We start from the raw sequence: 25,454 nt of genomic DNA on the forward strand, positions 1-25,454 counted from the left end.
ATTTAAAATTTTTCGGTGGATGCTTCATTATCTCTTTTTGCTTTGGCAAGTTTTGCTAAATGATTAAAAGCTTTTTCTAATCTTTTAGCTAAATCTATATCTCTAAATTTAATTAAAACATAATCGTGCCAATCTATAGAGCTATTTACAGCTCCATTATCTTTTATAACGTTATGTGTTTGCTTTACTTTTTCTGGAAAATTTAACCATATTTCATTAGAGTCATAACGATGGCAGGAAATAAGTAAATTTATATTGACTTCATAATGTGTTGTTGACTTATTTAAACCATAACTACGATTAGATTTTTTACCCACTGAAAACATACTTCCACTTATCCAAGCATAAGTATATTCTTTGGTCATTTCTTTAGTTGTGAGTTTTGAATTAATCCAAGCAACAGTTTCTTCCCAAGTTGCATCGCTTTCCTTCTCCTCATTTTGAGAAATTGCGGTTTGAAAATAAAGTAAAAATGTAATATAGATTAAAAAACAGTTTTTCATAATTTTATAATTTGTGCATTCTTATCTAGAGTTGTAACTATTGTATCAAAATTTAGAGTTTTAATAATGGTCTGCTTTAGTTTTTGGTCTTTGTGCATTTCTTCATTCTTTTTTATCTGTTCCTTTATAGATTCGATGCTATTTCCGTACAAAAATCTTATATAATCGTAACTTCTTTTTGCATTACTACAGTAAACGGAACTCTTGACGATCGCTATAGTTTTATTTTCACCTTGTACGCAGGCAATTTCTGTAATTTCAGTTCCTTTTGTCTCTCTAAGTTTTTCAATAACAGCTTTTTTGTTGGTAGTATAATTTTCATTATTGTAAACCCATACCCCTCCGTGATTTGCTGTTTGTTTATTACATAAAGAACTGAATTCCTCTCTTTCATCATAACCAATAAATAGCCACTTTTCTTGCGCATAAATAAATGTGGGAAGTAGCATAAATGAAAATAAAAGAAATAATTTTTTCATAATATTCTATTTTGTAGTGAAAATTGTATTTTAAAACTAATGAATGTCAGCTAAAAACAAAATAAAATGTCGTGAACGGAAAAGAAAATAACGTGAACTGAGAAAAAGTTATTGAGAAAAAACCGTTTTATAGGATTTAGAAATAGGAAGGGTGGTTTTATTTTCCAACGTTAAGGAATTATGATTGGTTTGTTTAATAAAATTATTGTTCACAATATAGGAACGATGGCATCTTATAAAATTGGAAGGAAGCTCTTCCTTAACCTGGGATAATTTACCTCTAACAAAATGGGTGCTTCCATCTCTATTTACAAAATTCAGATAATGATCTTCAGATTTTATATACAATAATTCAGCAATGTAAACCTTGGATTTGTTCTTTAGAACAATGTGTTCTTTATTCGCAATTTTGTTCAATTTATCAATCTTCTTTAAACTTTGTGATTTTTCAACTTCCAAGATTTTTACACTATGCCCTAACAGCGACGCAAAAACAATAGCTTCAAGTAAAGTTCCCAAATACATAAATAATGTAGGGTGAATATGGTAGATTTCTTTAAACCCTTTAATGCCGTATAGAATTTGTCCAAAAAGTGTAATGTTGGTAAATACCAAAAAAAGGATTGAGCCCACTATAAAATATTTGTACACGTAACTTTTTATAGAAGAAAACTTTATATAACTAAGAATTGAAAAAATAGTAAAAAGGGGAGCTAATATAAAAAACAGTACTGTTTGATATGAATGCCCTAAAAAAACTGTAATCAGAATAAAAGTTAATATGGCATAGAAAAGGATTTTCCGAACTAATACAAGGTATTTGTCCCAATTAGGAACAAAAGTTTTAGTATTTAAAAGTTCTCTGGCAAACGAAATATAAAAAATATAGGATGCGAAATGAAGAGAAGGTGTAATTTTAATATAAAAATTCCTAAGATTTCCCATTGGAATAGCCTGACCCTGAAAGAATATAAAAATCGTGAAAAAGTAAAAACTGTAATAAAGAAAATGTTTTTTTCCGTTTTGTATGTATATAAAGAAATGATACAAGGAAAGAATTAAAACAGCTCCTCGTATATAATCGTAAAGGTCAGATGTTATATCTGCAAACAATTAAATATCATTTTTTCTGGGGAGAAAACTTATTAGTAAATATTTCTTAGTAAATATATGAAATATCTTTTGCCATTCCACACACTTTTCCTCCCCTCCTCTGCCCGACGCAAAAAAGAGTTTTCCATTACATACTAAAAGAAGCTTTGGGAAAGAAAACTTTTTAAAGAAACATTCGATAAATAAACTTTGCTTTTTCCTAAGCAAAGTTACATAACGCAGACATTATAGAACAAATATATATTTATAGGATTGTGAGGTTTTCTAAGTTATTATGATTGTTTGGAGCTATTTGATAATAATATTCTATTGTATAGATTGCCTATAATTTTCATATCCGGGAATTTTTGGTGGGAATATTTTTAAATACGCGATTTATGAGCGTTATGTGTTTAAGATTTTCTTGGAACGCATTTTATAAATTATAAAATTTTCTTGCATTGGAATTTATATATATTAAAATTTGAGCTAATATAAATTTATTTCCATTGCATATTTTTATTCCTGTTTCGGTTTTAAAACATCAATAAATACAACTTTGGTTTTTCTCCAAGAATCATATGGTTGTAAACAACAAATATTAGATGATTACAACGGCCTCTACGCTCAAAAGTTCCTGAATAAAACCAAATATTTCCACTATATCCCAAGTAGGCTCCATTAATTGGATAAGGGAACTTAGCGAGACTGCTTCCCCGCTATTTAACTTGTCTATCAATGTTGGCAAGTTTGGATGATTTTGTTTCACAATGCGATGCCCTCTGGCAAATAGTATAGTATATATGGAATCTTGTTCGTCTATATAAATGGGGAATATTTCTTTTCCTTTTATTGAAAAAGTGTTTGTATTAGGAAGGTTGGTATTAATCTTATTAGATTTTCGCCTAATTCCCCCATTGCTTTTCAAGCTCTTTATTTTTCTGTCGAGCGCGGTTTCCATTTTTTTCTGAATAGACTCTAAATTCACTATCTCACTTAGGCTTGATAGCGGGGCATCCATTTTTATGGGTTTTTCATACTCCTTATGGTATTCTAGTTTTTCATTTGCAGTTTCAGCAATAAGTTCATTCTCAAACCTATTTCTTGGAGGATTTATATAATCCAAAACCATGCTTATGGAAAATTCAGGAGTGTTGGCAATATGATATACACATAATGCGGAATAAACATGGCATCACCAGGAACTAATTCATACGCTTGCCCTTTTGGGAGCATTTCTGCTACATTGTGGAATACCATAGAATGATGCGCAATGTTGTTGTATTTTGGATCGTCCCACGTATAGCACTCTTTTTTTCCAGGTCCCAAATGAAAAAGAACACCATCCTCCCCCGTTGCATCTTTGTGAATGCCAAAGGGAGTAAATCCGTAATTTCCCATAAAAAAGAGAAATGAAAGTCCATTTAGGGGCAATCCAGCCATAGCGACCAATGGACGAACAATAGCAGCAGCTTTTTCGGCAAAAGCATTGCTATATGCTTCCAAACCCATTAAAATAACACCAAATTTTTGTTCCCCAAATAGCTGTTTAGACCAGACTTCGAGCGTTTCTCCCAACTTGGGCGGCTCACCTGCCATTTTTCCAATTAAATCATTGCGGAGCTCACTATTAATATAGATTTTTAATCCTTGGTGCAATTCTTCTTTAGCCAAATAGCCTTTTAATACATCTGTAAGCAACATTTTTATTTCTGCATTATCCTCCGCTGAAATTAATTGCTTTGCTTTGGCAGGTTTTTTAAGCTTATTGGTATCGTTAAAAAAGGTTTCCCAAGAACCTGAATTCATATATCTAATTTAATGGTTCAAGCTAGCTAAGGTAGTTAATTGTAAAAAGCATGTAAAACTATATTTTTTGCTTTTTGGATTGTTGGATTTTCGAGTGGAGTCGAGACTAAAATAGAAAAAGCAACAATGCACACCTATGTCGTCTGTAGACAGTATCTTTGATATTTTGCATTCATTCATAAAATTTCTATGCCCTTTAAAAAATTACATTCCGATATATTAGAAAAACTAGCGCAACTTGAAATAACCACCCCTTCTCCTTTTCAGAGCGAGAGTATTCCTATTGTAAAAAGTGGCGCCAATGTGTATTGCGTGGCCCCAAAAGATAGTGGTAAAACAACCACGCTTATCATTACCACTATGCAAAAGTTGAAATGCAGGGCCATAGGCAATGCCCCACGAGCGTTGATTCTTGTGGAAAACAAGGAAATTGCCACCCAATTGTATGATGCTTTTTTATTTTATACCAAAGAGACTTCGTTAAGGGTATATGTTGGCTATGAAGAGCTGCATAACGATGTGCAAAAATCGGAAATCGCTATGGGGGTTGATATTCTTATTTCTACTCCCAAGAGTATGAACAAGCTGTTTTTAACCAATGGCGTGAGTATTGCCGATTTAAAGCTGTTTAGTATTGACGATGCTACATTTTTAACCCAAAAATCGGCTTATGCGGCTATTATGTCAATTACCCAAAGTATTCAAAAATGCCAATATGTGCTGTATTCAGAAAAAATGCACCCGATGTTGAAACGGTTTGAGGATTATTTTATGGAGTATTCTAAAGTAGTGAGAATTGAGAATTGAGTATTGAGAATTGAATATTGATTATCATTTAATTTCTTAATCAAAAAAAACCAACAACCCCTCCCCTTTTAAAATTTTAATTTAGAAAATCATTTTTTTTTCCGACATTGACCATTCAAATCCAAAAAAAATAAAAACTTAAAAAATAGCTACAATGGCAGACGATTTTGATTTATTAGAAACAGACAAAAGCAGCACACAGGGAAAGGTTGATGTTAACTGGGGCAAGGCCGTGGACCAAATGAAGAGCAAGCTGGCTCAAGAGGATGATCCAGAAGTTAGACAGCGAATTTTGAATGCAACTCTGGATGATGTTGTGGGAATGGCCGAAAAAGATCGCGGTAATTTGCTGGATGCCATTAAAGACCTTACCGATTATCAAGACGAAGTAGGAATTGTTTTTGAAAAATTCAGTACGCTGAATCCGGCTGAGCAAAAAGTTATTGATCAAGCTGCAAAAGATCTTGAGCGTGCAAAAATGGAACTTGAAGATGCCGAAAAGGTGGCAGATACTTGGTGGCAAAATCTTTGGGGACGAAAAGCGAGGATTCGCAAAAAAGAGGAAGAATTGGTTGCCGCACAAAAAACACGTGATGGAGCAGATCTTAAGGCGAAACAGATGTTCCAAACTCGTATTGAAAGCGCTGACGTACAAACCCTATTAAATGAACTTTCCTATAAAAGTCAAGCTGCTGTTGACCGTCTTAAAAATCGTGAAGTTGAAATCAAGGAAGTTGAGGACAAACTGCAAGTAGCAATAGTTGAAGCCAGTAAAAACCATACAAAAGCCTTAGAGAAAAAGAAGGAAACAGAAGCTAAGCTAGAGCAAAAATACGCGCTTTTAAAGCAGTCTAGACAGGCTTTGGAAGAAATTAGCGATAAACAATCTCCCGCATACAGTGAGGCTATTGGGAAAGTTACAACTATTGAACAGGAGGTTGAAGAGTTGGAAGGTCTTAAAAACGCCTACACTACCCTAGCCGCAAGTAAAGATAGTTTCGTTCAAAAACACAATCTTACTATTAAGGTATTAACATCCTTACGTAGCAACTTGCAAACCCATCGTGCAAAACTGAAGAGTGATACAGACGAGCGACTTAAATATTATGACGGTTATGTTGTGGCGTTAAAAGCTAGAACAGATCAAGAGTTTGCTGCAATTTTAGAACATTTGGGCGTTAAAACAGATGAGCATATTGGCGCGACCTTAGCTTCCATGCACAGTGCAAGTGCAAAGGCCCGCCAAGAAATGATGGACAATATTCCAGTGCACGAAAAGGTTATGCAGGGTGTTTACTCCAGTTATGCCGAATCTTTACAGGAAATCAGGAAAAAAGATGGTGAAATCCAGAAGAATTTTGCGGACCGTTATGGTATTGATATGAAAGAAATCTTTGAGGAATATTACGCAACAGATGCCAATGCACCTTCCGGAAATAACGACGATCCAATACCACCAAAACCAAAAGCGCCAGAACCTGATGACTTGCTTAGTTAGTGATGGCTATTGGTTGTTGGTAAAAAAGACTTACGATTGAATGAATTAGAACTAAAGATTATATGATAAATATTATAAGTCTTAAGTTTTATAGCGAAGCGGTCTCACGTCTCATATCTAAAATCTCAATTCTGATTTAAAAAAAATGTCACTAAGTTCCATAGTTACCCCTTTAGACAGTGCTATTCTTGAAACCAAGGATCAGTACAAGGTGTATTTTAAGATTGTAAACCACGCGTTTAAAAATATTCAGGAGGCAGTTTCAAAAAATAATATTTGCAGTGATATAGAAGTAACATTTATTAAACAATACTGCGAGTTGCTTACTTATTCATTAGAAGCTTTCAGAATAAAGTATCTTTTTGACGATGAGGAAAAAATGCGGATTGATCTTACCGAATCTGGGTTTCCCAATTATTTGGAATTTAGATATCTTATCAATGACCTTAGCCTTAAGCAAGAACATTTGGGTAAGTTGCCAGAGATAGAGACGGTTAAAAAAGAATTTCTAGAAACCCTTCTGAAGGATCGCGAGCCCATTTCAGAAAGAAAATTACAGCAAGCGGCGTCCATAATTTATTACACTTCGGTTGAAAAAAACTATATTTTTCGGCGTTTTATTCAAGGTAAAATAGTAATTAATATAAATAAAACGGAAGGTGAATATACGGTAAGTTGGAGTTTTTACGACATTACCCATAACCGTGCGTTTATCTGCTTTTTGAATTTCGATCTATATAAAGTAACGCTTAATGAATATACCCAAACTATTTACGAAGTATTGGAAACTGTTGCGGATAGACATATGAGTTTGGATATGATGGCCTATGCCATTGACAAAAAACTTCCGAAGTTATTACCAAAAAAATTGAGAGTAATGGACTTTGGTCCGTTGTATAGTGTTTTTGCGAAAGACGAACTTGAAATAACCCACGTGTTGTTAAAAGGGATTGTAGCTAAAACGTTAGATATCTCAGCACACGCAATTTCACTTTCAATTGATGAAATAAACAGTTCGGGGAATTTTAACGAGGGCAATATTTTCAACAGACAAGAATTACAAATTTGGGAAAGTAAAAAACCCCAAAAGTATTTGTTTACCTCGCATCGCGTAATGCAGCTTCTGTATGACAAAATACCAGAAACACTCCGTTCGCTCACTTTAGCCCCAATTGAAATCCCTGAATTAAAATTAACTTAATGGAACACAACAGTACATTTCCTATAAAATTTTCTGAGCTTGAAGCACTTCGCGATGAGGCAACTTCCTACTTAAAAGGAATACAATGGGAACAAGGCAATAAAGCAAAAAGACGTGATAAAAATGTGCCAGATACATCCATAATGATGTATTTGGCAAAGGCAAATGGTACCGCAAATAATGAAGTTATTTCAGTTTCGCAGACAATCTTATCTTTAAAAAAGAGGTTGTTGCCAGATTCGGTTGCCATTCCATTGCGTTTAAATCAATCGCTTTTGGCGTTGCAAGAAGGATTGACATTGGCTATTTGGTTACGCGACAATTATGCCGATGCTTCTGGCTTGTCTGGTTTGAGCGAAAAACTTTCAACTTTGGATAATAGCCAAAGACACCAATTTGACAGCAAACAGCAAACTGCTACGGCATTTATGCTTTACGGCTGTGCCTATAGAATTCTGTATGAATTAAAACCAAGTGTTTCAGACGATTTAGCGGTAATGAAGAACAAGTTTGCCGGTATCCCTGAATTGTCGCTAATGTCTCCACTTAAGGGTATTTCGTGTATGTTATTTTATTTTGACAAATACCTAAATCATCCAGAGATTATAACAAGTGATGAAGATGTAGCCGTTTTTAGTGTTGTGTTTTTTGAAGCAATTATAGCTGAAATCCAAATGCGCATAGCTTCCTTGGATTTTACCGAGACTATTACCGACAGAACCTATAAACTAGAAAAAAGCGATTTCGCTATTTCAGGTTGGGAAAATACCATGGAAGGTTCTGCAAAAAGTGTTGAGTTCAATAAAATACAATTTGAGGAAATTGTGGGCAACCGCGATGCGAAACACTTCGCCAGACGTTTAACCGAACGCATGTTGAGCTATGATTTTCAGGCAAAGAAAAATCCGTTTCAAGAGTTGGGTGGGTTTATGCCCGTATTTATGGGTTATGGAATACCTGGAACGGGAAAAAGCATGTTAATCGCAGCCATTGCAACAAGGTTGAAAGAGCATTGCGACAACTTGGATATCCCATTTCTTTTTCACCCAATGCCAGATACATTGATATCAACCTTTCAAGGCGGTAGCGCCGAAAAAATGGTGCAATGGATGAAACCTTTAAGCGATCCAACAAAGCTAATCTTTGCGCCCATTGACGATGCCGAAAATAATTTGCAGGAACGAACCACCCAAGGTGTGTCAGCTGGTGTAAAAGAAGTTATTGGCGTTTTTCTAAGATATACCGAGGGTGCCTATGCCATCAATTATGGCAATAGCAGCATCGGTCTTTTTACAAATTTGCCTGAAATGTTGGATAAAGCTGTAATAAGTCGCGTGCAAGGCAGGTTTAAAATTGACGGCGCACGAACGATTCCGGATTTTATTGACCAAGATTACCTCTGGTGGCGCAAGTTTGAAAAAACGATGCCCGATTTTGTGAATATGACAAATCCTGAAAAATATAAATTCCTGAGCGAGCAAGGTTTGGTTCAGAATTTGGGCGAAATATTAAACCAGAGTGAAAAGCCTACTGAGGCTAAGGTTTTGGAAATTTATGAACGTACTGAAAACCAATTTGACACCAATCAGCACTTATTTTTTGCTGAATTGTATAAAAATATTCAAAAGGAATTTGCATTTTTCTCTTCCCGGGATATCAGAAACATCCAAAGCGCCATTTCATTGCGCTTATCAGATTTCGATTTGCCCCAGCAATGGTTTGAAGATCCAACGCTTTATTTCAAACAGGATTATGACACCAAGTTCAAAATGTTGCAGGATTTGATGAAACAGAATATGAAAGGTCTTAATTTTAGTGATATTAGAAGACAGGAAACCGTGCGATATTTAGACAATGTGGCGACAATCGCAGATACCGATTTCAAACGGCAAGTTGAAGGCCGCATTGCCGATATGAAAGTACAAATTGCCGCGCGGCAATTTTTTGAATAAGCAGTTATTGTAAATCAAAAAAAAACTTGTGTAGTCTTGGTAATAAAAACTAAACATCTCAACTCATAAATTCTAAACTTTTTGGACAAATTAAAACAAGCTGGATTATTTGGCAATGGCCTTGTAAATGTGAATGGCAGTTTAGTGAATCGTTACAACGGTTGTTTAGCATTGCTTGGGGTTTCTGCTAGTAAACTGGCAACATTCTCAATAGACGCAAACGGCTGGAGCCCAGAGATTGCAGAAGAAAAAGGCAATAATTTTTACCTAAATATAGGCGAGGCAAACGCAAATGCTATAATCGTTTCCCCACAACAAGAAGGCAAACCTGTTTTTATGCCGTATCACAGTTTTGACCGTAATTTGATGGATGCTGTTTTTGCCGCTTACCGCAATGAGATTAATGATATAACCAAGGACTCAGCCGTTGTGGTTCAATTGGATCAGAATATAGATGCTTATTACGAATCGTTTGATTTACTGAATTATAACAAAATAGCAATAAGCTTTCTATTGCTTGATGATCTTCAAACAAAACAAAAGGAACAGAATGAGCTTATAAAATTATTTAATTCAGGAAATAATTTCATAAATCGGGAAATTCATCAAAAACTACTCGATTCCGCAAATAAATATGGTGATTTGCGCAATCGAAAACTACAATTGACCGACTTGAGCTTAGATATTTCCTCCTTTTACACAAGAGCTTTCGGCGGTGTTTTTGTTTTGCAGGACTTTATAAAGCCAATACTGATTTTTGAGTCTAAGGAATCATTCAATCAAGCAATCAAAAATACTACTTACGATGTTTTACTGTTCCATTTAGAACACGAAGAATTGCTGACAAGGCTTAAAACTGATATTATTACGGAAGTCAATTATTCCAAGGCAGCAAAAACTGAGCGTTATGAACGCATTAAAAAACATCTTTTTTCTACCTATTTAAAAGCAACAGAACACCCTATTCGTGATATTCTAAACAGTAGATTGTTGTTCAAAAAATATTTAAACGATTTGCCGGTTGAAGCACAAAAGCAAATTATGTGTGTTGAAATCTACAACCAGAAAAAAATAGTTGAACGTGACCTAGTGCCCGAAAATGTGATAGAACCCATCTATATAAAGGCTTTACAAGAACCACATTCCTCGCTGCAGGTAGAAAATCAACAAATAATCTGGAAACTATTGACCAAAATTTTACCAGCTGACCCTGTCCATTTATATTGGTATGATAAAGAAAAATTCTATAAACAATTTGATTTGTGGGATGATAGTTACAAAGATTGGGCTATAGATTGTATCTTAGAAGAACTTAAAACCGAAACAAAATGACTTTTGAAATCATAGTTTTTATCGCTGCCGTTTTATTCGGAATTATCTTGTATTGGACGGAATCTAAAAGCAACCGTCTTTACAGATTTTTCAACAAGCTCACTCACAGCAAAGAGTTGCAGATGAAACCTGAAAGCCGAAAAGGATTTATACACCAACAGGATTTTCTGATGCGTTTGGTGTGGATTACATTGTTATACCTAATTGTGGCCACTGTAATTGCAATTGTTTTACCATTTGTGGTTAATTACATCCAGTATTTTATATCAGCTATCGTGGCAACGATTATTGGCACCTATATCGCTTCATTATTTCTATTTGCACGAGATAAAACCAAGAAAGAAAATTTGGAAAAGGCTTACAATAAAGGCAAGGAAAGTATCGGCGAGTTTACCCAAGACATCCGCGATAATTTTGAACCAAAAGAAGAAATTGCCCCTGAACCCAAACCAAGCACAGAACCCGAAGCGCCAAAGCAAAGTGCTAGAGATAGGTTGAAAGATAAGGGGATGATAAAATAGTAGTGAGTAGTGAGTAGTGAGTAGTGAGTAGTGAAAATAAATTGTTAGAAATTGCACACTTAATTTTTAATTGATTAGCATGAAAAAATACTGGCAAAAAGGGCCAAAACAAAAGAGGATTATAATTATAGGCAGTATAATATTACTGCTTTTAATATTCTTTTTACGGGATGATTATCAACCGGTTCTACTCTTTCTTCGGAAGTTTATTTTTTTAATAATAATTGGTGGACTGTTTTTATGGTTTACAATTTCAAAATTTAGGAGTGCGCTTAGCGGCGGCAAACGGATTCTTATCTTATTGGGAATTGTAGCATTTTTTGCAACTGGCTGGTTGTTTGGTTGGCAAATTGGGCTGTATAGATTTATGCAGAGCTATAACGTGTTTAACAATTTGAATTTAACTGAATTAAATGAACTTCCCTTAACCCAAAATGAACGTATTCAACCATATAACAACATTGTTACGATGGCGTACGAAAGTATTGGTGAAACACAGGAAGTATCGCCGCCACAATTGGTAAGGGTTGATAGCACTAACCAATGGACAATGGCTGTACAGCCAGCAGAGGAATATACTTGGCAGCGCATAAATGATAATACCGAAGAACTTTTTGCAGTTGAAAGCACCTCCCCTTTTCCAAGATTTTCAGATAAAAATAGAATTCCAGTAACCTTTTCGATTGGTGAATCTTTAGCTTTTAGTCGAAACACCTATAATGCAGTTGTGCAGCGCTTTAATATTTTTCAACTTTTTAATTTAGAGCCTTCCGAAGTTTTTTATATGAAAGACGATAACGGGAAATGGGTACAAGTTGTAAGCTTGATACGTTGGAAAGGTTTCTTTTTCCCATATCCCGCCTATGGTGGCGTAATGGTTATTGAACCTGGCGTTCACGGATTTTCGGATTATTTGGAGCGTATAACAATTGGAAAAGGAACTTATATTCCGCCCGATGAAATTAAAAATTATCCGTTCCTAACAAGACAGAATACTTTGGCTGAAAGAGTTTCGAGACTTGAAGCGCAATCCTTGCAATTTTTGGGAGGGTTTACTGATCCGTTGCCTTGGAATATGGAAACGGCGGTGAAAATTCCAGATTTAGCAGACGACCAAAATCAGCAACCTTTTGTAACCGATTTTGATTTCAGTGGAATGAATGTTGATGCCTTTAGCGGATTATACCACTGGTTTGGCCTTGAACCCATTGGCAAAGAACGCACCAGTTTGTCATTCAGCGTTCTTGTGCCAGCAGATGGGACTGACAAATTGTATTATTATAATCACGCAGCAAAAAAAGAAGGATTGGCTGGTGTGAGCGCAATGCCCTTAAAGGTAATTGAATCGAGAAAAGAATATGATTGGTCGGTAAACAAACCAGTTGAATTTAGGCCCTTTATAAAAAAGATTGCTGGCAGAAAACGATTGTTTGTTTTATCAACCGTAACCTCAAAACGCGATGACAGTAAAAAGTTTGACGGTGCCGCCACCCCAGATTTGGCGTTGATAGATGTAGAATATCGCGACGTAGTTTGGGTAGATGCGAAACACCCAAGCGAGTGGAATGCAGAAATCTTAAAACAATTGGGCGAAACCTGGAAAGCTTCAGAAAGACTTACCGATAAAGATTTATATCCGGAGAAAACTGAAATAGATGTTCAGCCTACTGTTGTTACCGATTCCGTTTCAATGGAGACGAAAACTAACCTAGTTCAATGATCCCTAAACTGCATTATATAACCCAAGGAAATTCTGTTAAGGAGCATCTGGAAAATATTCAAAAAGCTTGTAACGCCGGGACGGAATTGGTGCAATTGCGTTTAAAAGGTATTTCTGAAAAGAAGATTTTAAAAGCGGCCCAGGAGGCTCGGGAAATTACGGCTCATTTTCAAACCAGATTAATCATTAACGATTATTATAAAATAGCAAAAGAAGTGAAAGCTGATGGGGTGCACTTAGGAAAAACTGACTCCTGCCCTACTGTTGCTAGAAAGCATTTATACTCTTGGCAAATTATAGGAGGAACCGCTAACACCATCCAGGATTGCGAAACGCTACTTGATAAACAAGTAAACTATATTAGTTTAGGGCCCTTTAGAGCCACAAAAACTAAAACTGATTTACCGCCACTTTTAGGTTTAGCGGGCTATACTGCTATTACTGGTGTTTTAAAAACTGGAACTCCAATTATTGGTGTTGGAGATATTACTACCGATGATATTACGGATATATTAGCTACAGGTATTTCTGGGGTTGCTGTATCTAGAGCAATTACGCGCAATTTTAATTCTATTAAGCTATTTAATGAATTACTCAGTGCTTCTTCTACTGCTGAACAGCGGTATAGTTTTGAGTGAACTGAATACAAATTAAAATTTCGAAAAACAAAGCCCCTTCCATTTAAAGCATCACAAAAACCTGAAAAACCAAAAACAGAAAGCTCATTAAAAAGGTTGCAAGTTCCATAAATCCAAAAGGTGGTTTAAGGAGTAGAAATATTTTTAAAGGGAGATAAAACAAGCAAAGACAAAGGATTGCCCTAAATTGGATGCCAACATTTTCAGGATGCCAATTTTGCACCGTGAGCGTTAGAAAGGCAATACTGAAAAAAATAAATACACTTATAAATAAATTACTTCCAATTTTCACAAAAGAATTGCCTGCTATTCTGTGGGACTCTTTGTGTTTTAAACTGTTGATTAGAACAATTAAATAACTAAAAATATAGATTACAACTCCTAAAGCGAAAAGTGTTGCCCTCCCTCCCATTTCGGTCATTGCTTCAAATGGCACGAACCACCACACAAATCCCCAAGCGGTTATGAATGCTGCCGTACCTACAGTTTTCTTTTCGAAATCACTGGTAACCAAACTTTGGTTTTCTGGTATTTCTTTGTTGTTCCAAGCCGCATAATAGCTGAAACAACCTAAACAAACCGCAATAATGTTTAGTAACATCAGCAGATTTACAGAAAGTTGAAGATTTTCTGATTGCCATTGTTTCATTGCATCCAATCCGAAGTAGCATAAAAAAACTACCGCGGCATCCGTCAACAAATTTATTTTTTCAAAAGCGCGATTGGCGAATACGGTTGTGGTTGCCTTCATAAACAGTCTTAAATAGTTCTCGTAAAAGTATATTTAGCTATCAACTTATAAATCACTCCATTGGGTGAAAAATGAACTTTAATGTATTTCTAATTTTGACATACTAAATTTCAGCACACTAACCTTTTAAAGTATCAATTATGAAAAACCGAATTTTTATTGCATCACTATGTTTGGCTTCTTTAGGCATTATTTCCTGTAAAAATGAAGAAAGCAAACCAACTGAAAATGTGAATGAACAATCTGTTCCAGAAAAAACAGAAGCCACCAGAAACGACAAACTAAGAACTCTAAAAACGGGCGAGCACACTGTGACTTTAAATTCCATTCAAGATTGGGTTATAGACCAACGAAGTTCAGAGATTCCTGCAGCGGAAAAATCTGTCATTTTGGAACAGATAGGTTATAAACCAATTTATAGTGCAAATACCAGTATGGCTACAATGGTTTACCGTAAAGGAACTGTGGCCATGAATGCAGACAATGCAATAAGCGGAATGATTGGTACGGTATTGACGAATCCAAATATTTCTGTAAAAGACCAAAAGTTCGAAGATGTAAGCGCTATTTATGGATTTCCCGCAAAATTAAGCAGTGGGCGTTTTGTGGAGGGCGGAGCCAATCCTTACCAATATGAATATAAAATATTAGCAATCGCAGATGGGAAAGAGCTTTATATGTTTTTAGGGATGTTTGAGACTATAAATGGTTTCGACTCAAGATTCTTTGATGATGTTTTGAAGAGCGTTAAAATCAATAAAGTATAATTAACTAACTATAAATTATTCAATTATGAAAAAAATAGCAGCAATTATCGCCGCCTTGGCCATCATTTCAGCAATCGCAATGTATATGGTAGGTTCTAGTTCGGGCCATCTTTCTGAACTGAAAGACTTCTTTTGGGTTCCACTTCCTTTAGCAGTTATATGTCTATTTATTGCTTTTGGAAAGAAAAAAGAAAACGTTTAACCATTCTAAAATAAAACAGATGAAAACATTAAAACTAATTTTCGCAAGTGCATTATTTCTTATTTTGGGAAGCACAGCAATAGGACAACCTTCAGCAGCACAAGTAAAAAAGGACGTAAGCAAAACGTTTCCCACGGCCGTTTCCGTAGAAGTAATTGGCAATGGGGAAACAACCGAAGAATGGGAAGGCAGCACCAAAATGTACTATCACCGCCGTAGGGTAAAAGTGACTACAAAAACTTCTTTTGACAAGGAATTTCCTGAATCGAGAGCAATTAGTGAAGGTTTGGCGGTTTATACTAAGCAAGGCGGCACGTTTGTCTATAAAAAATACAATCCAGGTTATGAAGAACTAACCGGCATGCCTCCTATTGACATTGATGAAATCAATGCACTTATCACAAAAAACATCTGCAAGTTGGTTATCAATTGTAATAGCGTAGTTGCGCAACCTGTATCAAATTGGTATATGACCAAAGATTCCAAAGTTACTTGGTACTCCTCTACTTCATTTTCGTTTAAGATTGATACGTTGGTTATAAAAAGAAGGCGAAATGCAATTTATATGGACGTAACTGAAGGCAAGGCAGACATTCGATTTTATAGGGATAATATGGGCGATAAATGGGATAGAGTGCTTGATGCATCTGGGTTTACGCGAACAAGAGATTTAAAGGCCGAAGAATACACCGAAGAAGAATTGGACAATATGACTTATTTAAATCAAGTGGCTCAATGAAAAAAAGCATTTTAATATTATTACTGTTAATTTCCAATATGGCTTTTTCACAAAAATATTCATCTTTTAAAAATGTTCAGTTCAAAGATATTTATGAAGTTTTTGATTACGTACACAAAACGCTCTACAATGATGATGCTAAAACCTGTGAGATGAAAATCAAAAACGCATTGAGCAATGAATATTACATAGGCGAAGACAGAAAAAACCTAAACCAAAAAGGTGAAAACCTCTTAGCATATCTAAAGGCAATTAAAACATCGGATCAAGGGTACGATTTTCAATACTGTGGCTATCCCATTGAAAGATTGCAAACAGACCACACTTACTCTTGGTATAATAAAAACAATTCCAGGACCAGCACCTTAAACGCACAATGGGAAAATGGCTTCTTGCGAATTGCTTCATTAGATATAGTAATAGAAGGAAGACCTGACGAAAGAAAAGCATTAGCTCGTTTTTCTTGTACTCAAACCACAATTGGTGCGATAGTCCGTGGAAAACGCATAGGACTTTCAGAACAGAAATACGACCAACCAGTGCTTGCGTATAACACTGAAACAGATTATTGGCAGGAAGCAATCTATTTGGGCAAAAGTGAAGATGGTTTTTACAATGTGGAATATCCAAACAAAACCAAAACAACAGTTACACAGATTGTTCCTATAGATATTCGGCCCGGAGATTTAGCCTATTTTCTTCAAGATAATGAATTGAAAAGAGTTGGAATCGCTGAGGTTAATAACACACTTATTAGCCTTGCAGCAAGTAAGCTTAATATGGTTGTTGAGCGTAATAAGCTGTATTTCAAAATCAACACTTATGAAGCTATTGATACTGAATCGCTATTGTTTATAGGGAATTAGATTTTTAAGTTGAATTTTCGAGGCTGCATTTCTTTATAAAAACATTGAGAAAAGTAGCCTCATTTTTATCATAGTCCAAAAGAAATATACTTGCCGCTAAATTTTAATACTGTGTTTTTGGTAATCAATTAATTTGTACTTTTTCCTTAAAATAATTTATGCCTGTAAAATTACTTTTTAAGATTATTTGTTTAATAATCATTTTTTTTTGCTTTACTCCTGCTACAATTTCCCAAAATAGGGAAAAAATTGATAGTCTTTTAAAGGTTTTGGAGAAACCAAAATTAGATACCGCTACTGTTTATGCATATAATGCACTTTCCTCTGAACTCATGGGAATTGACAACCAACAGGCAAAAAATTATGCACTAAAGGCGGTTGACGTTTCAGAAAACATTAAAAATGAACCCATGGAGGCCTGGTCCAAACATGTTGCTGGACTTGCCTATGACTACCTCGGAATTGCCGACAGTTCCTTGTTTTATTATAAAGAATCCATAATCCTAAAAAGACAATTGAAAGATGTTGATGGCGAGGCGGCTTCAAATCTGAATATCGGTACGCTCTTCTACTACCAACAGGATTATGAAAGAGCTGCGGAATATTTCAAAATTGGGCTTGAACTTTATAAAAGTGTAAATAACGAAAATAAAATTGCCGCTGCACTGAATAATATTGGCTCCATATACCGAATACAAAAAAAGTATGAGGAAGCAATTGATATTTACAACCAAGCCTACAATCTCAAAGAAAAGACGCTGGACAGTATGGGAATGAGCAATGCGCTGGGCAATATTGGCATTGTTTACCAATATATGGGCAATTATTCCAAAGCTGAGAAATATATGTTCAGATGTGAAGCGCTGCGCGAAAAAATTAAGGCGAGAAACAATCAAATTGTTCTTTATGGCGATTTAGCCCACTTAATGATTGAGCAGGGAAAATATGTTGCCGGCAAGGAATACCTAAATAAAGCTATATCGATAGGAGATTCTTTGGATATGGATACTGAAATGCTCGCTATTTATAAGATTTATACGATGCTCGACACGCTCACAAATGATTACAAATCTGCATACAAACATTTGCAATTATTTAATCAATACAACGAAAAGGTTGCAAAGGAAGACAGGAAAAAAGAGATAGATAAACTTGAAATTGTTTACAGAACGAAGGATAAAGAAAAGGAAATTGCAGCAAGTAACACCATAATTAAAAGTCGAAACAAAGCACTTTGGGTTATTAGCGTTATTGTGGCAGTACTGTTGATTCTGGCTTTTTGGCTTTTTTGGTTACGCTATAAATTGCACAAAAGCAACAAGCAACTCAATGTTTTAGTGAAGCAGAAAGAAGATTTGGTAAAGGAAATCCACCATCGGGTTAAAAACAATTTACAAGTTATAAGCAGTTTACTGAATATGCACGTTCGCAAAGTGGAAGATCCACAATCCAAAAAGATTTTTGATGACGGCATTTCACGTATTCAGGCTATGTCGCTCATTCACCAAAACATTTATAGCCATTCAAGTCTTCAGCAATTAAAGCCGAAGGATTATATTGAAAAATTGGTACAGCAACTTTTCATTACTTACCAAATCCCAGATAAATCCATCAAAATAACTACAGATATTGAAGATATGGATTTGGATATAGAAAAACTTATGAGCCTTGGTTTGATTCTTAATGAAATTCTTTCCAATGCTTTTAAATATGCCTTTAACGGAAGCCAGCAAGGTGAAATTGATATTTCAATGAAGACCATTTCGCAAAATAAAGTGGAACTAAAAGTAAAGGACAGCGGAAAGGGTATAACAATTGAAATGATGGACGCCCCCACAAATTCTTTGGGTATGAGACTAATAAACGCTTTCAGCGAAAAGTTGGATGCCGAAATGAATATTACAAATACTAATGGAACGGAATACAAATTAGTTTTCAATCCCAATTAATGAAACAAGCTCTCAAAATATTGATTCTTGAAGATGAGCCAATAATTGCTATGGATCTGAAAGAAAATTGTATTGATCTAGGTCACGAGGTTGTTAGTGTTTGTTACACCTATGCGCAGGCAATGGAGCAGATTGAAATTAAAAATCCAAACTTTGCTTTGGTTGATATTCGCATCGGAAAAAACGAGGACGGAATTGTTTTCGGAAAAAAACTTACTGAGGAATTTGGAATTCCTTTCATCTTTATAACATCTTTCTTTGATGAAAAAACCCTCTCGCAAGCGAAGACCACCTACCCTTCCGGATATTTAGTAAAACCCATCAGCAAAGGTGGATTGGTTGCTGCCATTGAAGTTGGAGCCTCCAATTTTAAAAAATGGAACAACGGCAATGAAAGTTTGGAAGAAAAGATAGACAAGCTGACCCATTCCCCACTCACCAAGAAAGAACTGGAGATAGTGAAGGAATTAATGCAGGGCAAAACCAATTTTGAAATAGGCGAATCGCAGTTTGTGAGTTTAAACACGGTGAAAACGCATCTTAAAAACATCTTCCTAAAAATGGAGGTTGAAAATCGAGGGCAGTTGATTGTGCAGCTTAATAAATAATTATGGCTATAAAACTGATTAAATTTCCACCAATTAGATACCAATTAAAAGATTCCGGCGCGAATCCTTTTGATATGGAAGCAAAGGAAAATATCTTTTTTTTCGATGGTGAGTATTCTTGTTTAAGTAAAAATACCCAAGACTTACGTCCTTTTTGTGAAATCTCTAATATGTATGTCGTTTTTGAAATGGAGCGCATGAACTTGGTTGAAAACGGTAAAGTTTTGAAACGTTTTCCAAAAGGGGAAAATCAGCGTTATGTAATAAGAGATAACAAACCCGTTTATGCTATAGTAGCAAATCAATTAATAGATTATTCGTTTCATTCCCAAGATCGAAAAATCGAAAGAATGTCATATTGGGTTATTCACGAAAATGATTCATTCGGCGGACTTTATTCATTTATTTGGAATAATCATTCAGAAGCATTAAACCGTGCGATACTTTTTTCAGCCGAAACTAAATGTGCTGTTTTGGTAGTTCAATGTATATCAATTGAAGATAGGCACTAATGCTGAATAATTCATTCTTTCAAACTACATTAAAATGATTGAATTTCCGACAATTAAATACCAATTAAAAGATTCCGACGCGAATCCGTTTGATATAGACGCGAAGGAAAACATCTTTTTTTTCGATGGCGAGTATTCTAGCTTATGCAACAACACAGACAAATTAGATCCGTGTTATGAACAGTCTACAGCAAATTCTGTGTCAGTTATGCACCGCCTGGATTTTATAAGCAAAGACGTAGTTTTAAAACATTTTCAGAAAGATGAAACCCTTTATCAGCGAACTACGGGCGATGGAAAACGACTTTATTCTATTTTGAGTAATCAATTGATCGATCTTCTCTACGAAATGAAATCTGAAAGTATTATTATAAAAACGTATAATGTTAGTAATCCAAACAACCCCCTTGCTAGATTTATATGGAATGATTATGAGGAATGTTTAGCATTTGCAAAACAATACTCAAGCAAATCTGCGGATGCTTTTTTGGTAGTTCAGTGTTTGTGGATTGCGGATACGCATTAATGGTATAAATTATCAAAAATCGTGTTCAGCATTGATTGTGAAAGATAATAACCGCCACCAATAACAAGCATTGGCAGGGCAATGCAGGCCAAAGCAACAGACCAACCAAAAACGCCAAAAAAAGTAACAACTTTTCCTTTTGACGGATTTTCAATTTTATAGGCATAAACTGCTTTTTCACCCACTTTCCAACTTGGTGGATTACTTGAAGAAATGGACGTGTGTTCAATCACTTTGCCATCTTTTGTAACGAATTTAAAAACAGGTTTGAACGTTGGTTTGCTCGTGCTTCGGTGTATTTTTTTCAACTCGACTACCTCTCCTTTTGCCCGTTCGCTGTTTTTCAGAAATACTACGTTTTTATAGACTAAAAATAATGAAAGAGACAGCAAAATTATTCCGACAATAAAAGCAATTTGATACTCCATTTTATTTTTCTTTAATTCCAAAATAGGTTTCGTTTTTAAGATTTTCTGTCAATAAATTCAATTCAAAATTTAAATCAAATGCACAAGTTGTTGCAGCTTCATTGTTCCAAGTAACTTGAATTGATTTACCCTTTTCTGAAAATTGATATAATAGAAAATCCATCCAATGTTCCTCCTCAAAAGAGCAATCTTTTGGGAGTTTTGAAAAAACAAGCTCACGCATTTTTTGAAGGGGAAAAACAGTTATAAAATTCAATACTTTAAATCCGGTTTTTGGGGAATATCTATAAAATACCAATTGTTCCGCAACGCACACAGGACCGCAGCTTTCCTTGTAAACACCTACTAAAACATAAGGTTTTGGAAGTTTCCAAAGCTTCATTTGAAATTGTCCTTCAAAAGAGCCAATAAGTTTCAGATATGTTTTGCTTACAGATTCAAAAGCATATTTATCTTGGGTAGAATTCATCACTTTATAAGCTTCTTCAAATGATTTGTTATCTTTTGAATGCGCTACAATCTGACTTCTTTCTGAAGGGCCCAAATTGAGTACAATTGAATCCGGCAGCATTTGAAAAAATTCAATGATATTTTGCGAAAATCCAATTTGTCCAAAAAAAAGCAAAGCGAAAACTGAAAAGACTTTCATTTAAAGGTTTGTTGAATTTGATGAAATCCGCTTGTTCAATTCTTGTTCAAATTCAAAATATTCCTTTTCTGAACGGAATCCTTTTGCCTGAATATAAAGTGGTTTAGTGGCGCTTTTCTTCATTTTAACTTGAAGTATGCTTCCGTTAAATTTGTTTCCAATTTGAATGGCTGAATCGATTATTTCTAAAGGAATTTTTACAACATCCGCTTTTCCTTTTGGCATTTGAAGTGTTGAATCTGAGATTTCAAGCTTGTACGGATTCTGTTTTGAATTCTTTGATTTCGTCTTTAAAATTAGGGCAATGAGCAGAAATAATCCAGTAAATAACAAACCTCCAAAAAACAAGGTATGGTTGGTAAGATGTATCCTGCGAGTGTGGATTTCAAAAGGAACAACCGCTCCAATTATTGCGCATATAATAAAAATTCCAATTGCTTTCCAAATGGTATTGTTAAATGGAATTTCATAAGTGTACTGTTTGTTCATAATCTTTAGTTTTTGCTAAAGTATATGGGTACAGCCAAAAAAAAATCACTCATAAGAGTGATTTTGAATGATATAATTTGAATATTTCATAGCCACTTCTTTCGTTTAAAATACCACAGCATACCAAAAAACACCAAGATCATCGCACCCCAGAGATAGTAATAACCATATTTAAAATGTAGTTCGGGGATGTGGTCAAAATTCATCCCATATATTCCTGCCATAAAGGTTAAGGGAATAAATATGGAGGCCATAATGGTTAGCACTTTCATCACTTCGTTCATCTTGTTGCTGATGGTGGTCATATACATATCCATCAAGCCCCAGATCATATCGCGATAAATTTCAACGCTTTCATTCACTTGAATAATGTGGTCGTACAAATCGCGGATGTATTTGTTGGTACGTTCCTCAATGAGCGGGGTTTCTATTTTTTCAAGTCTATTAACCACTTCCCGCAAGGGTACGACTGCTTTTCGGATTTTTAGAATTTCCTTTTTAAGGTCTTGTATTTCCTCTGTGATATTTGGGTCCTCTTTGTCGTCAAAAAGCTTGTCTTCCAGCAATTCCACTTTATTGCTCAAGAATTCAATTACTGTAAAGTAGTTATCTACAATGGCATCCAAAATGGCGAACATTAAATAATCTGCTCCAGCTGTGCGAATTCTTCCACGTCCATGTGCCAAACGTTCCCGCAGATCTCCAAAAACATCTCCTTCGGCCTCTTGAAAAGTTAGCACGTAATCCTTTCCCATAACCATACTCACGTGTTCATTCGTCAATTGTTCCGCTTCATCATAATGCAGCATTTTGAAAACGATAAACAGATAATCTTCATATTCATCAATCTTCGGGCGTTGGTTGGTTGTAACTATATCTTCCTGAATTAGCGGATGTAAATCGAAATGATTCCCGAGAGTAACAATATCATCCGTATTGCTTAATCCATTTACATTTATCCACGTAATATGTGTGGAATCTTCATATTTGAAAGCATCTTCAATATTGTGTGTTTCAAAGCGATCGTAATGTTCCTTGGAATAATCAATTATATCAAGCTGTGTAACCGTCGTGGTCTTTTTTCCTGTATAGGCTACCGTTCCGGGGGAAAGGTTTCTTGCTCTTTTTGGTTGTATTTTGGTGGTTTCCTGTTTTTTTCTTCTTCTAGCAGCCATAAAAGTGATTTATGTTTTTAAAGGTAGGAAAAATGAACAAATGATTTAAATTCCACAAATACAATTAAATGTTAATCTACTTTATGTCTTTTTAGAAGCATTTTTTCTATATCGTTTAATTTAAAGCCTTTTGCTTGAATTAAAATCATATAGTGAAACAATAAATCCGCACTTTCATTTAAAAAAAGTTCATCGTTGTTGTCTTTTGCCTCAATAACAACTTCCACAGCCTCCTCGCCAACTTTTTGTGCTATTTTATTGATACCTTTTTGGAAAAGTGAAGAAATATAAGACTCCGTATTTTCTAAGTCTTCCTTTCTATTTTCAATGATTTTTTCCAATTCTGAAAGAAATCCGAAATTTGAATTATTTTCTTCCATCCAACAAGTATCGGTTCCTTTGTGGCAAACGGGTCCGGTGGGATTTACCTTTATCAATAATGCATCGTTATCACAATCTACCGCTATTGAAACCAATTCCAGAAGATTACCACTCTCTTCCCCTTTCGTCCAAAGTCTTTGTTTGCTTCTGCTGAAAAACGTAACTCTTTTAGATTCATTTGTTTTAAGAAATGCCTCTTCATTCATATAGCCGAGCATCAAAACTTTTTGCGTCAAGTTATCCTGAATTATAGCAGGAACCAATCTGTCTGTATATTTTTCAAAGTCTATTTTCATCTTTTCTTATTTTTTCTAATAATTCATTTTTCGTCCTTCATCCCTCGTCGTTCGTCCCTCGTAACTCGTATAGGTATTCCCTGTATTTCTAATTCATTTTTTAAATCGGTTATCGTAATTTCCTTAAAGTGAAAAACGCTGGCGGCCAAAGCGGCATCAGCTTTTCCATTTTTAAAGGTATCCGTGAAATGTTGCATAGTTCCCGCGCCGCCCGAAGCTATTATTGGAATATTCAAGGTTGTGGAAAGCTTTGCCAAAGCCTCATTCGCAAAACCATTTTTTGTACCGTCATGATCCATGGAGGTAAAAAGAATTTCTCCTGCGCCACGTTGCTCCACTTCTTTTGTCCATTCAAAAAGATCTAAATCTGTAAGCACCTTCCCTCCCATCAAATGTACTTTCCAGCAGCCATCAATTTGTTTTGCGTCAATGGCAACCACGATACATTGTGAGCCAAATCTTGAAGCCAGTTCATTGATTAACTGTGGATTTTTTACTGCGGAAGAATTTATTGAAACTTTATCTGCTCCGTTATTTAATAGGATTTCAACGTCTTCAATCGAAGAAATTCCGCCGCCAACGGTAAACGGAATATTGATGGCTTCTGCGACTTTTAAAACCAAATCTGCCAAAGTTTTTCTACGCTCTTCTGTTGCTGAAATATCCAGAAAAACAAGTTCGTCCGCACCGTTTTCTGAATAGAATTCAGCCAATTCCACAGGATTTCCGGCATCACGTAAATCCAGGAAATTAATTCCTTTTACTGTTCTTCCGTTTTTTATATCTAAACACGGTATTATTCTTTTACAAAGCATTTAGTATATAGTTTTCGAGTTGTTTTAGATTAATGCGATTTTCGTAAATGGCTTTTCCAATGATTGTTCCTTCGCAGCCTATTTCAGCAAGTTTTGGAAGTTCTTCACAAGTTGAAATTCCTCCTGAGGCAATCAATTTCAATTCTTTTCCATTTGGTCTTCGACTGCGCTCAGACTGACATTCGGATATTATTTTTTTGTATAAATCAAACGACGGCCCCTGTAACATTCCATCTTTACTGATGTCTGTGCAGATTACATAATTAATCCCTTCATCAATGTATTTTTGAATAAATGGCATTAGAGCTTCATTTGAATCTTCTGTCCAACCGCTGATAGCTACTTTTTCGTCTTTGGCATCCGCCCCCAAAATAATTTTTTCACTCCCGAATTGTTGCAGCCAACTTTTAAAAACTTCAGGGTTTTTTACGGCTATACTTCCTCCGGTGATTTGTTTTGCACCGCATTCAAAGGCAATACGCAAATCTTCATCGGTTTTTAAACCGCCGCCGAAATCTATTTTCAAATTGGTTTGTGAAGCAATTTCCGCCAAAATTTTATGGTTTACAATGTGTTTGCTTATGGCGCCGTCCAAATCCACCAAATGCAAATACTGAATCCCGTGGGCTTCAAATTGCTTCGCTACTTCAAGCGGATTTTCATTATAAATCCTTTTGGTGCTGTAATCGCCTTTGGAAAGGCGTACACACTTGCCATCTATTATATCTATTGCTGATATTATTCGCATA

At 35.4% G+C, this 25,454-nt stretch carries 29 protein-coding genes; 16 read left to right on the plus strand and 13 right to left on the minus strand.

Annotated features, from left to right (window positions below; all coding sequences use genetic code 11):
* Window positions 1-2: 2 nt before the first annotated feature.
* The 5 genes from Q2U82_RS12930 to Q2U82_RS12950 form a co-directional block, all read right to left on the minus strand.
* Window positions 3-503: a hypothetical protein gene (locus Q2U82_RS12930; RefSeq protein WP_410005272.1), complete on the minus strand. Its 501-nt coding sequence runs from the start codon at window positions 501-503 to the stop codon at window positions 3-5.
* Complete coding sequence (locus tag Q2U82_RS12935; protein ID WP_410005273.1) at window positions 500-982, minus strand: hypothetical protein; 483 nt, start codon at window positions 980-982, stop codon at window positions 500-502. The genes Q2U82_RS12930 and Q2U82_RS12935 overlap by 4 nt, the downstream gene beginning before the upstream one ends.
* A gap of 108 nt (window positions 983-1,090) precedes the next feature.
* The gene (locus Q2U82_RS12940) at window positions 1,091-2,095 is read right to left on the minus strand and encodes a LytTR family transcriptional regulator DNA-binding domain-containing protein (RefSeq protein ID WP_410005274.1); all 1,005 of its coding nucleotides are present in this window, start codon (window positions 2,093-2,095) and stop codon (window positions 1,091-1,093) included.
* Between the two features lie 580 nt (window positions 2,096-2,675).
* Window positions 2,676-3,200: a hypothetical protein gene (locus tag Q2U82_RS12945; RefSeq protein WP_410005275.1), complete on the minus strand. Its 525-nt coding sequence runs from the start codon at window positions 3,198-3,200 to the stop codon at window positions 2,676-2,678.
* 8 nt (window positions 3,201-3,208) lie between these two features.
* A complete protein-coding gene (locus Q2U82_RS12950; protein WP_410005276.1) occupies window positions 3,209-3,883 on the minus strand; it encodes a hypothetical protein in 675 nt (224 codons plus the stop codon).
* Between the two features lie 189 nt (window positions 3,884-4,072).
* On the opposite strand from Q2U82_RS12950, the gene Q2U82_RS12955 reads away from it, so the two are divergent.
* From Q2U82_RS12955 to Q2U82_RS12990, 8 genes are all read left to right on the plus strand, one after another.
* Entirely contained in the window at window positions 4,073-4,690 is a 618-nt protein-coding gene (locus tag Q2U82_RS12955; protein ID WP_410005277.1) for a DEAD/DEAH box helicase, read from the plus strand.
* 154 nt (window positions 4,691-4,844) lie between these two features.
* Window positions 4,845-6,188, plus strand: a complete 1,344-nt coding sequence (locus Q2U82_RS12960) for a microtubule-binding protein (protein ID WP_410005278.1) — start codon at window positions 4,845-4,847, stop codon at window positions 6,186-6,188.
* A gap of 145 nt (window positions 6,189-6,333) precedes the next feature.
* Window positions 6,334-7,389: a hypothetical protein gene (locus Q2U82_RS12965; RefSeq protein ID WP_410005279.1), complete on the plus strand. Its 1,056-nt coding sequence runs from the start codon at window positions 6,334-6,336 to the stop codon at window positions 7,387-7,389.
* Window positions 7,389-9,341 (plus strand): AAA family ATPase, encoded by a 1,953-nt coding sequence (locus Q2U82_RS12970; RefSeq protein WP_410005280.1) that lies wholly within the window; start codon window positions 7,389-7,391, stop codon window positions 9,339-9,341. Before Q2U82_RS12965 ends, Q2U82_RS12970 begins: the two co-directional genes overlap by 1 nt.
* 81 nt (window positions 9,342-9,422) lie before the next feature.
* Window positions 9,423-10,673 (plus strand): DUF6638 family protein, encoded by a 1,251-nt coding sequence (locus tag Q2U82_RS12975; RefSeq protein ID WP_410005281.1) that lies wholly within the window; start codon window positions 9,423-9,425, stop codon window positions 10,671-10,673.
* The gene (locus Q2U82_RS12980; protein ID WP_410005282.1) at window positions 10,670-11,194 is read left to right on the plus strand and encodes a hypothetical protein; all 525 of its coding nucleotides are present in this window, start codon (window positions 10,670-10,672) and stop codon (window positions 11,192-11,194) included. Before Q2U82_RS12975 ends, Q2U82_RS12980 begins: the two co-directional genes overlap by 4 nt.
* A 79-nt stretch (window positions 11,195-11,273) precedes the next feature.
* Window positions 11,274-12,914, plus strand: a complete 1,641-nt coding sequence (locus tag Q2U82_RS12985; RefSeq protein ID WP_410005283.1) for a hypothetical protein — start codon at window positions 11,274-11,276, stop codon at window positions 12,912-12,914.
* Window positions 12,911-13,552 carry a thiamine phosphate synthase gene (locus Q2U82_RS12990; RefSeq protein WP_410005284.1) on the plus strand — a complete coding sequence of 214 codons (642 nt, stop codon included), beginning with the start codon at window positions 12,911-12,913 and terminating at the stop codon, window positions 13,550-13,552. Before Q2U82_RS12985 ends, Q2U82_RS12990 begins: the two co-directional genes overlap by 4 nt.
* Before the next feature lie 43 nt (window positions 13,553-13,595).
* On the opposite strand, the gene Q2U82_RS12995 is transcribed toward Q2U82_RS12990, so the two are convergent.
* The gene (locus tag Q2U82_RS12995) at window positions 13,596-14,303 is read right to left on the minus strand and encodes a hypothetical protein (RefSeq protein ID WP_410005285.1); all 708 of its coding nucleotides are present in this window, start codon (window positions 14,301-14,303) and stop codon (window positions 13,596-13,598) included.
* 140 nt (window positions 14,304-14,443) lie between these two features.
* Here Q2U82_RS12995 and Q2U82_RS13000 point away from each other — a divergent pair, with 140 nt between their 5' ends.
* The 8 genes from Q2U82_RS13000 to Q2U82_RS13035 all read left to right on the plus strand — a co-directional run bounded on the left by Q2U82_RS13000 (window position 14,444) and on the right by Q2U82_RS13035 (window position 20,472).
* Window positions 14,444-15,070, plus strand: coding sequence for a hypothetical protein (locus Q2U82_RS13000; RefSeq protein WP_410005286.1), 627 nt, complete (start codon window positions 14,444-14,446; stop codon window positions 15,068-15,070).
* A 25-nt stretch (window positions 15,071-15,095) separates the two neighbouring features.
* Complete coding sequence (locus Q2U82_RS13005; protein ID WP_410005287.1) at window positions 15,096-15,272, plus strand: hypothetical protein; 177 nt, start codon at window positions 15,096-15,098, stop codon at window positions 15,270-15,272.
* 19 nt (window positions 15,273-15,291) lie between these two features.
* Entirely contained in the window at window positions 15,292-16,011 is a 720-nt protein-coding gene (locus tag Q2U82_RS13010; protein ID WP_410005288.1) for a hypothetical protein, read from the plus strand.
* A complete protein-coding gene (locus Q2U82_RS13015) occupies window positions 16,008-16,877 on the plus strand; it encodes a hypothetical protein (protein ID WP_410005289.1) in 870 nt (289 codons plus the stop codon). The genes Q2U82_RS13010 and Q2U82_RS13015 overlap by 4 nt, the downstream gene beginning before the upstream one ends.
* 269 nt (window positions 16,878-17,146) lie before the next feature.
* Window positions 17,147-18,826, plus strand: coding sequence for a tetratricopeptide repeat protein (locus Q2U82_RS13020; protein WP_410005290.1), 1,680 nt, complete (start codon window positions 17,147-17,149; stop codon window positions 18,824-18,826).
* Window positions 18,826-19,434, plus strand: coding sequence for a DNA-binding response regulator (locus tag Q2U82_RS13025; protein ID WP_410005291.1), 609 nt, complete (start codon window positions 18,826-18,828; stop codon window positions 19,432-19,434). The genes Q2U82_RS13020 and Q2U82_RS13025 overlap by 1 nt, the downstream gene beginning before the upstream one ends.
* Before the next feature lie 2 nt (window positions 19,435-19,436).
* Window positions 19,437-19,946, plus strand: a complete 510-nt coding sequence (locus Q2U82_RS13030) for a hypothetical protein (RefSeq protein ID WP_410005292.1) — start codon at window positions 19,437-19,439, stop codon at window positions 19,944-19,946.
* 34 nt (window positions 19,947-19,980) lie between these two features.
* Window positions 19,981-20,472: a hypothetical protein gene (locus Q2U82_RS13035; RefSeq protein ID WP_410005293.1), complete on the plus strand. Its 492-nt coding sequence runs from the start codon at window positions 19,981-19,983 to the stop codon at window positions 20,470-20,472.
* Here the strand turns inward: Q2U82_RS13035 and Q2U82_RS13040 are convergent.
* The 7 genes from Q2U82_RS13040 to hisA all read right to left on the minus strand — a co-directional run bounded on the left by Q2U82_RS13040 (window position 20,469) and on the right by hisA (window position 25,453).
* A complete protein-coding gene (locus tag Q2U82_RS13040) occupies window positions 20,469-20,900 on the minus strand; it encodes a DUF3592 domain-containing protein (RefSeq protein ID WP_410005294.1) in 432 nt (143 codons plus the stop codon). The genes Q2U82_RS13035 and Q2U82_RS13040 overlap by 4 nt on opposite strands.
* Before the next feature lies 1 nt (window position 20,901).
* Entirely contained in the window at window positions 20,902-21,549 is a 648-nt protein-coding gene (locus Q2U82_RS13045) for a DUF3256 family protein (RefSeq protein ID WP_410005295.1), read from the minus strand.
* Window positions 21,550-22,038: a hypothetical protein gene (locus Q2U82_RS13050; RefSeq protein WP_410005296.1), complete on the minus strand. Its 489-nt coding sequence runs from the start codon at window positions 22,036-22,038 to the stop codon at window positions 21,550-21,552.
* A gap of 86 nt (window positions 22,039-22,124) precedes the next feature.
* Complete coding sequence (gene corA, locus Q2U82_RS13055; RefSeq protein WP_410005297.1) at window positions 22,125-23,213, minus strand: magnesium/cobalt transporter CorA; 1,089 nt, start codon at window positions 23,211-23,213, stop codon at window positions 22,125-22,127.
* Window positions 23,214-23,284: 71 nt separating this feature from the next.
* Entirely contained in the window at window positions 23,285-23,890 is a 606-nt protein-coding gene (gene hisIE / locus Q2U82_RS13060) for a bifunctional phosphoribosyl-AMP cyclohydrolase/phosphoribosyl-ATP diphosphatase HisIE (RefSeq protein WP_410005298.1), read from the minus strand.
* Window positions 23,891-23,913: 23 nt separating this feature from the next.
* Window positions 23,914-24,705: an imidazole glycerol phosphate synthase subunit HisF gene (gene hisF / locus Q2U82_RS13065; protein ID WP_410005299.1), complete on the minus strand. Its 792-nt coding sequence runs from the start codon at window positions 24,703-24,705 to the stop codon at window positions 23,914-23,916.
* Window positions 24,695-25,453: a 1-(5-phosphoribosyl)-5-[(5-phosphoribosylamino)methylideneamino]imidazole-4-carboxamide isomerase gene (gene hisA, locus Q2U82_RS13070; RefSeq protein ID WP_410005300.1), complete on the minus strand. Its 759-nt coding sequence runs from the start codon at window positions 25,451-25,453 to the stop codon at window positions 24,695-24,697. Before hisA ends, hisF begins: the two co-directional genes overlap by 11 nt.
* Window position 25,454: the final 1 nt, after the last annotated feature.

It is taken from the genome of Aequorivita nionensis, from assembly GCF_046352995.1.
Classification (GTDB): domain Bacteria; phylum Bacteroidota; class Bacteroidia; order Flavobacteriales; family Flavobacteriaceae; genus Aequorivita; species Aequorivita nionensis.

What these genes read in the sequence shown, in the direction of transcription:
- Q2U82_RS12930 (WP_410005272.1), bottom strand. Translation starts at nt 503, where the DNA reads ATGAAAAACTGTTTTTTAATCTATATTACATTTTTACTTTATTTTCAA.
- Q2U82_RS12935 (WP_410005273.1), bottom strand. Translation starts at nt 982, where the DNA reads ATGAAAAAATTATTTCTTTTATTTTCATTTATGCTACTTCCCACATTT.
- Q2U82_RS12950 (WP_410005276.1), bottom strand. Translation starts at nt 3,883, where the DNA reads ATGAATTCAGGTTCTTGGGAAACCTTTTTTAACGATACCAATAAGCTT.
- Q2U82_RS12955 (WP_410005277.1), top strand. Translation starts at nt 4,073, where the DNA reads ATGCCCTTTAAAAAATTACATTCCGATATATTAGAAAAACTAGCGCAA.
- Q2U82_RS12960 (WP_410005278.1), top strand. Translation starts at nt 4,845, where the DNA reads ATGGCAGACGATTTTGATTTATTAGAAACAGACAAAAGCAGCACACAG.
- Q2U82_RS12965 (WP_410005279.1), top strand. Translation starts at nt 6,334, where the DNA reads ATGTCACTAAGTTCCATAGTTACCCCTTTAGACAGTGCTATTCTTGAA.
- Q2U82_RS12970 (WP_410005280.1), top strand. Translation starts at nt 7,389, where the DNA reads ATGGAACACAACAGTACATTTCCTATAAAATTTTCTGAGCTTGAAGCA.
- Q2U82_RS12980 (WP_410005282.1), top strand. Translation starts at nt 10,670, where the DNA reads ATGACTTTTGAAATCATAGTTTTTATCGCTGCCGTTTTATTCGGAATT.
- Q2U82_RS12985 (WP_410005283.1), top strand. Translation starts at nt 11,274, where the DNA reads ATGAAAAAATACTGGCAAAAAGGGCCAAAACAAAAGAGGATTATAATT.
- Q2U82_RS12990 (WP_410005284.1), top strand. Translation starts at nt 12,911, where the DNA reads ATGATCCCTAAACTGCATTATATAACCCAAGGAAATTCTGTTAAGGAG.
- Q2U82_RS12995 (WP_410005285.1), bottom strand. Translation starts at nt 14,303, where the DNA reads ATGAAGGCAACCACAACCGTATTCGCCAATCGCGCTTTTGAAAAAATA.
- Q2U82_RS13000 (WP_410005286.1), top strand. Translation starts at nt 14,444, where the DNA reads ATGAAAAACCGAATTTTTATTGCATCACTATGTTTGGCTTCTTTAGGC.
- Q2U82_RS13005 (WP_410005287.1), top strand. Translation starts at nt 15,096, where the DNA reads ATGAAAAAAATAGCAGCAATTATCGCCGCCTTGGCCATCATTTCAGCA.
- Q2U82_RS13010 (WP_410005288.1), top strand. Translation starts at nt 15,292, where the DNA reads ATGAAAACATTAAAACTAATTTTCGCAAGTGCATTATTTCTTATTTTG.
- Q2U82_RS13015 (WP_410005289.1), top strand. Translation starts at nt 16,008, where the DNA reads ATGAAAAAAAGCATTTTAATATTATTACTGTTAATTTCCAATATGGCT.
- Q2U82_RS13025 (WP_410005291.1), top strand. Translation starts at nt 18,826, where the DNA reads ATGAAACAAGCTCTCAAAATATTGATTCTTGAAGATGAGCCAATAATT.
- Q2U82_RS13030 (WP_410005292.1), top strand. Translation starts at nt 19,437, where the DNA reads ATGGCTATAAAACTGATTAAATTTCCACCAATTAGATACCAATTAAAA.
- Q2U82_RS13035 (WP_410005293.1), top strand. Translation starts at nt 19,981, where the DNA reads ATGATTGAATTTCCGACAATTAAATACCAATTAAAAGATTCCGACGCG.
- Q2U82_RS13040 (WP_410005294.1), bottom strand. Translation starts at nt 20,900, where the DNA reads ATGGAGTATCAAATTGCTTTTATTGTCGGAATAATTTTGCTGTCTCTT.
- Q2U82_RS13045 (WP_410005295.1), bottom strand. Translation starts at nt 21,549, where the DNA reads ATGAAAGTCTTTTCAGTTTTCGCTTTGCTTTTTTTTGGACAAATTGGA.
- Q2U82_RS13050 (WP_410005296.1), bottom strand. Translation starts at nt 22,038, where the DNA reads ATGAACAAACAGTACACTTATGAAATTCCATTTAACAATACCATTTGG.
- corA (WP_410005297.1), bottom strand. Translation starts at nt 23,213, where the DNA reads ATGGCTGCTAGAAGAAGAAAAAAACAGGAAACCACCAAAATACAACCA.
- hisIE (WP_410005298.1), bottom strand. Translation starts at nt 23,890, where the DNA reads ATGAAAATAGACTTTGAAAAATATACAGACAGATTGGTTCCTGCTATA.
- hisF (WP_410005299.1), bottom strand. Translation starts at nt 24,705, where the DNA reads ATGCTTTGTAAAAGAATAATACCGTGTTTAGATATAAAAAACGGAAGA.
- hisA (WP_410005300.1), bottom strand. Translation starts at nt 25,453, where the DNA reads ATGCGAATAATATCAGCAATAGATATAATAGATGGCAAGTGTGTACGC.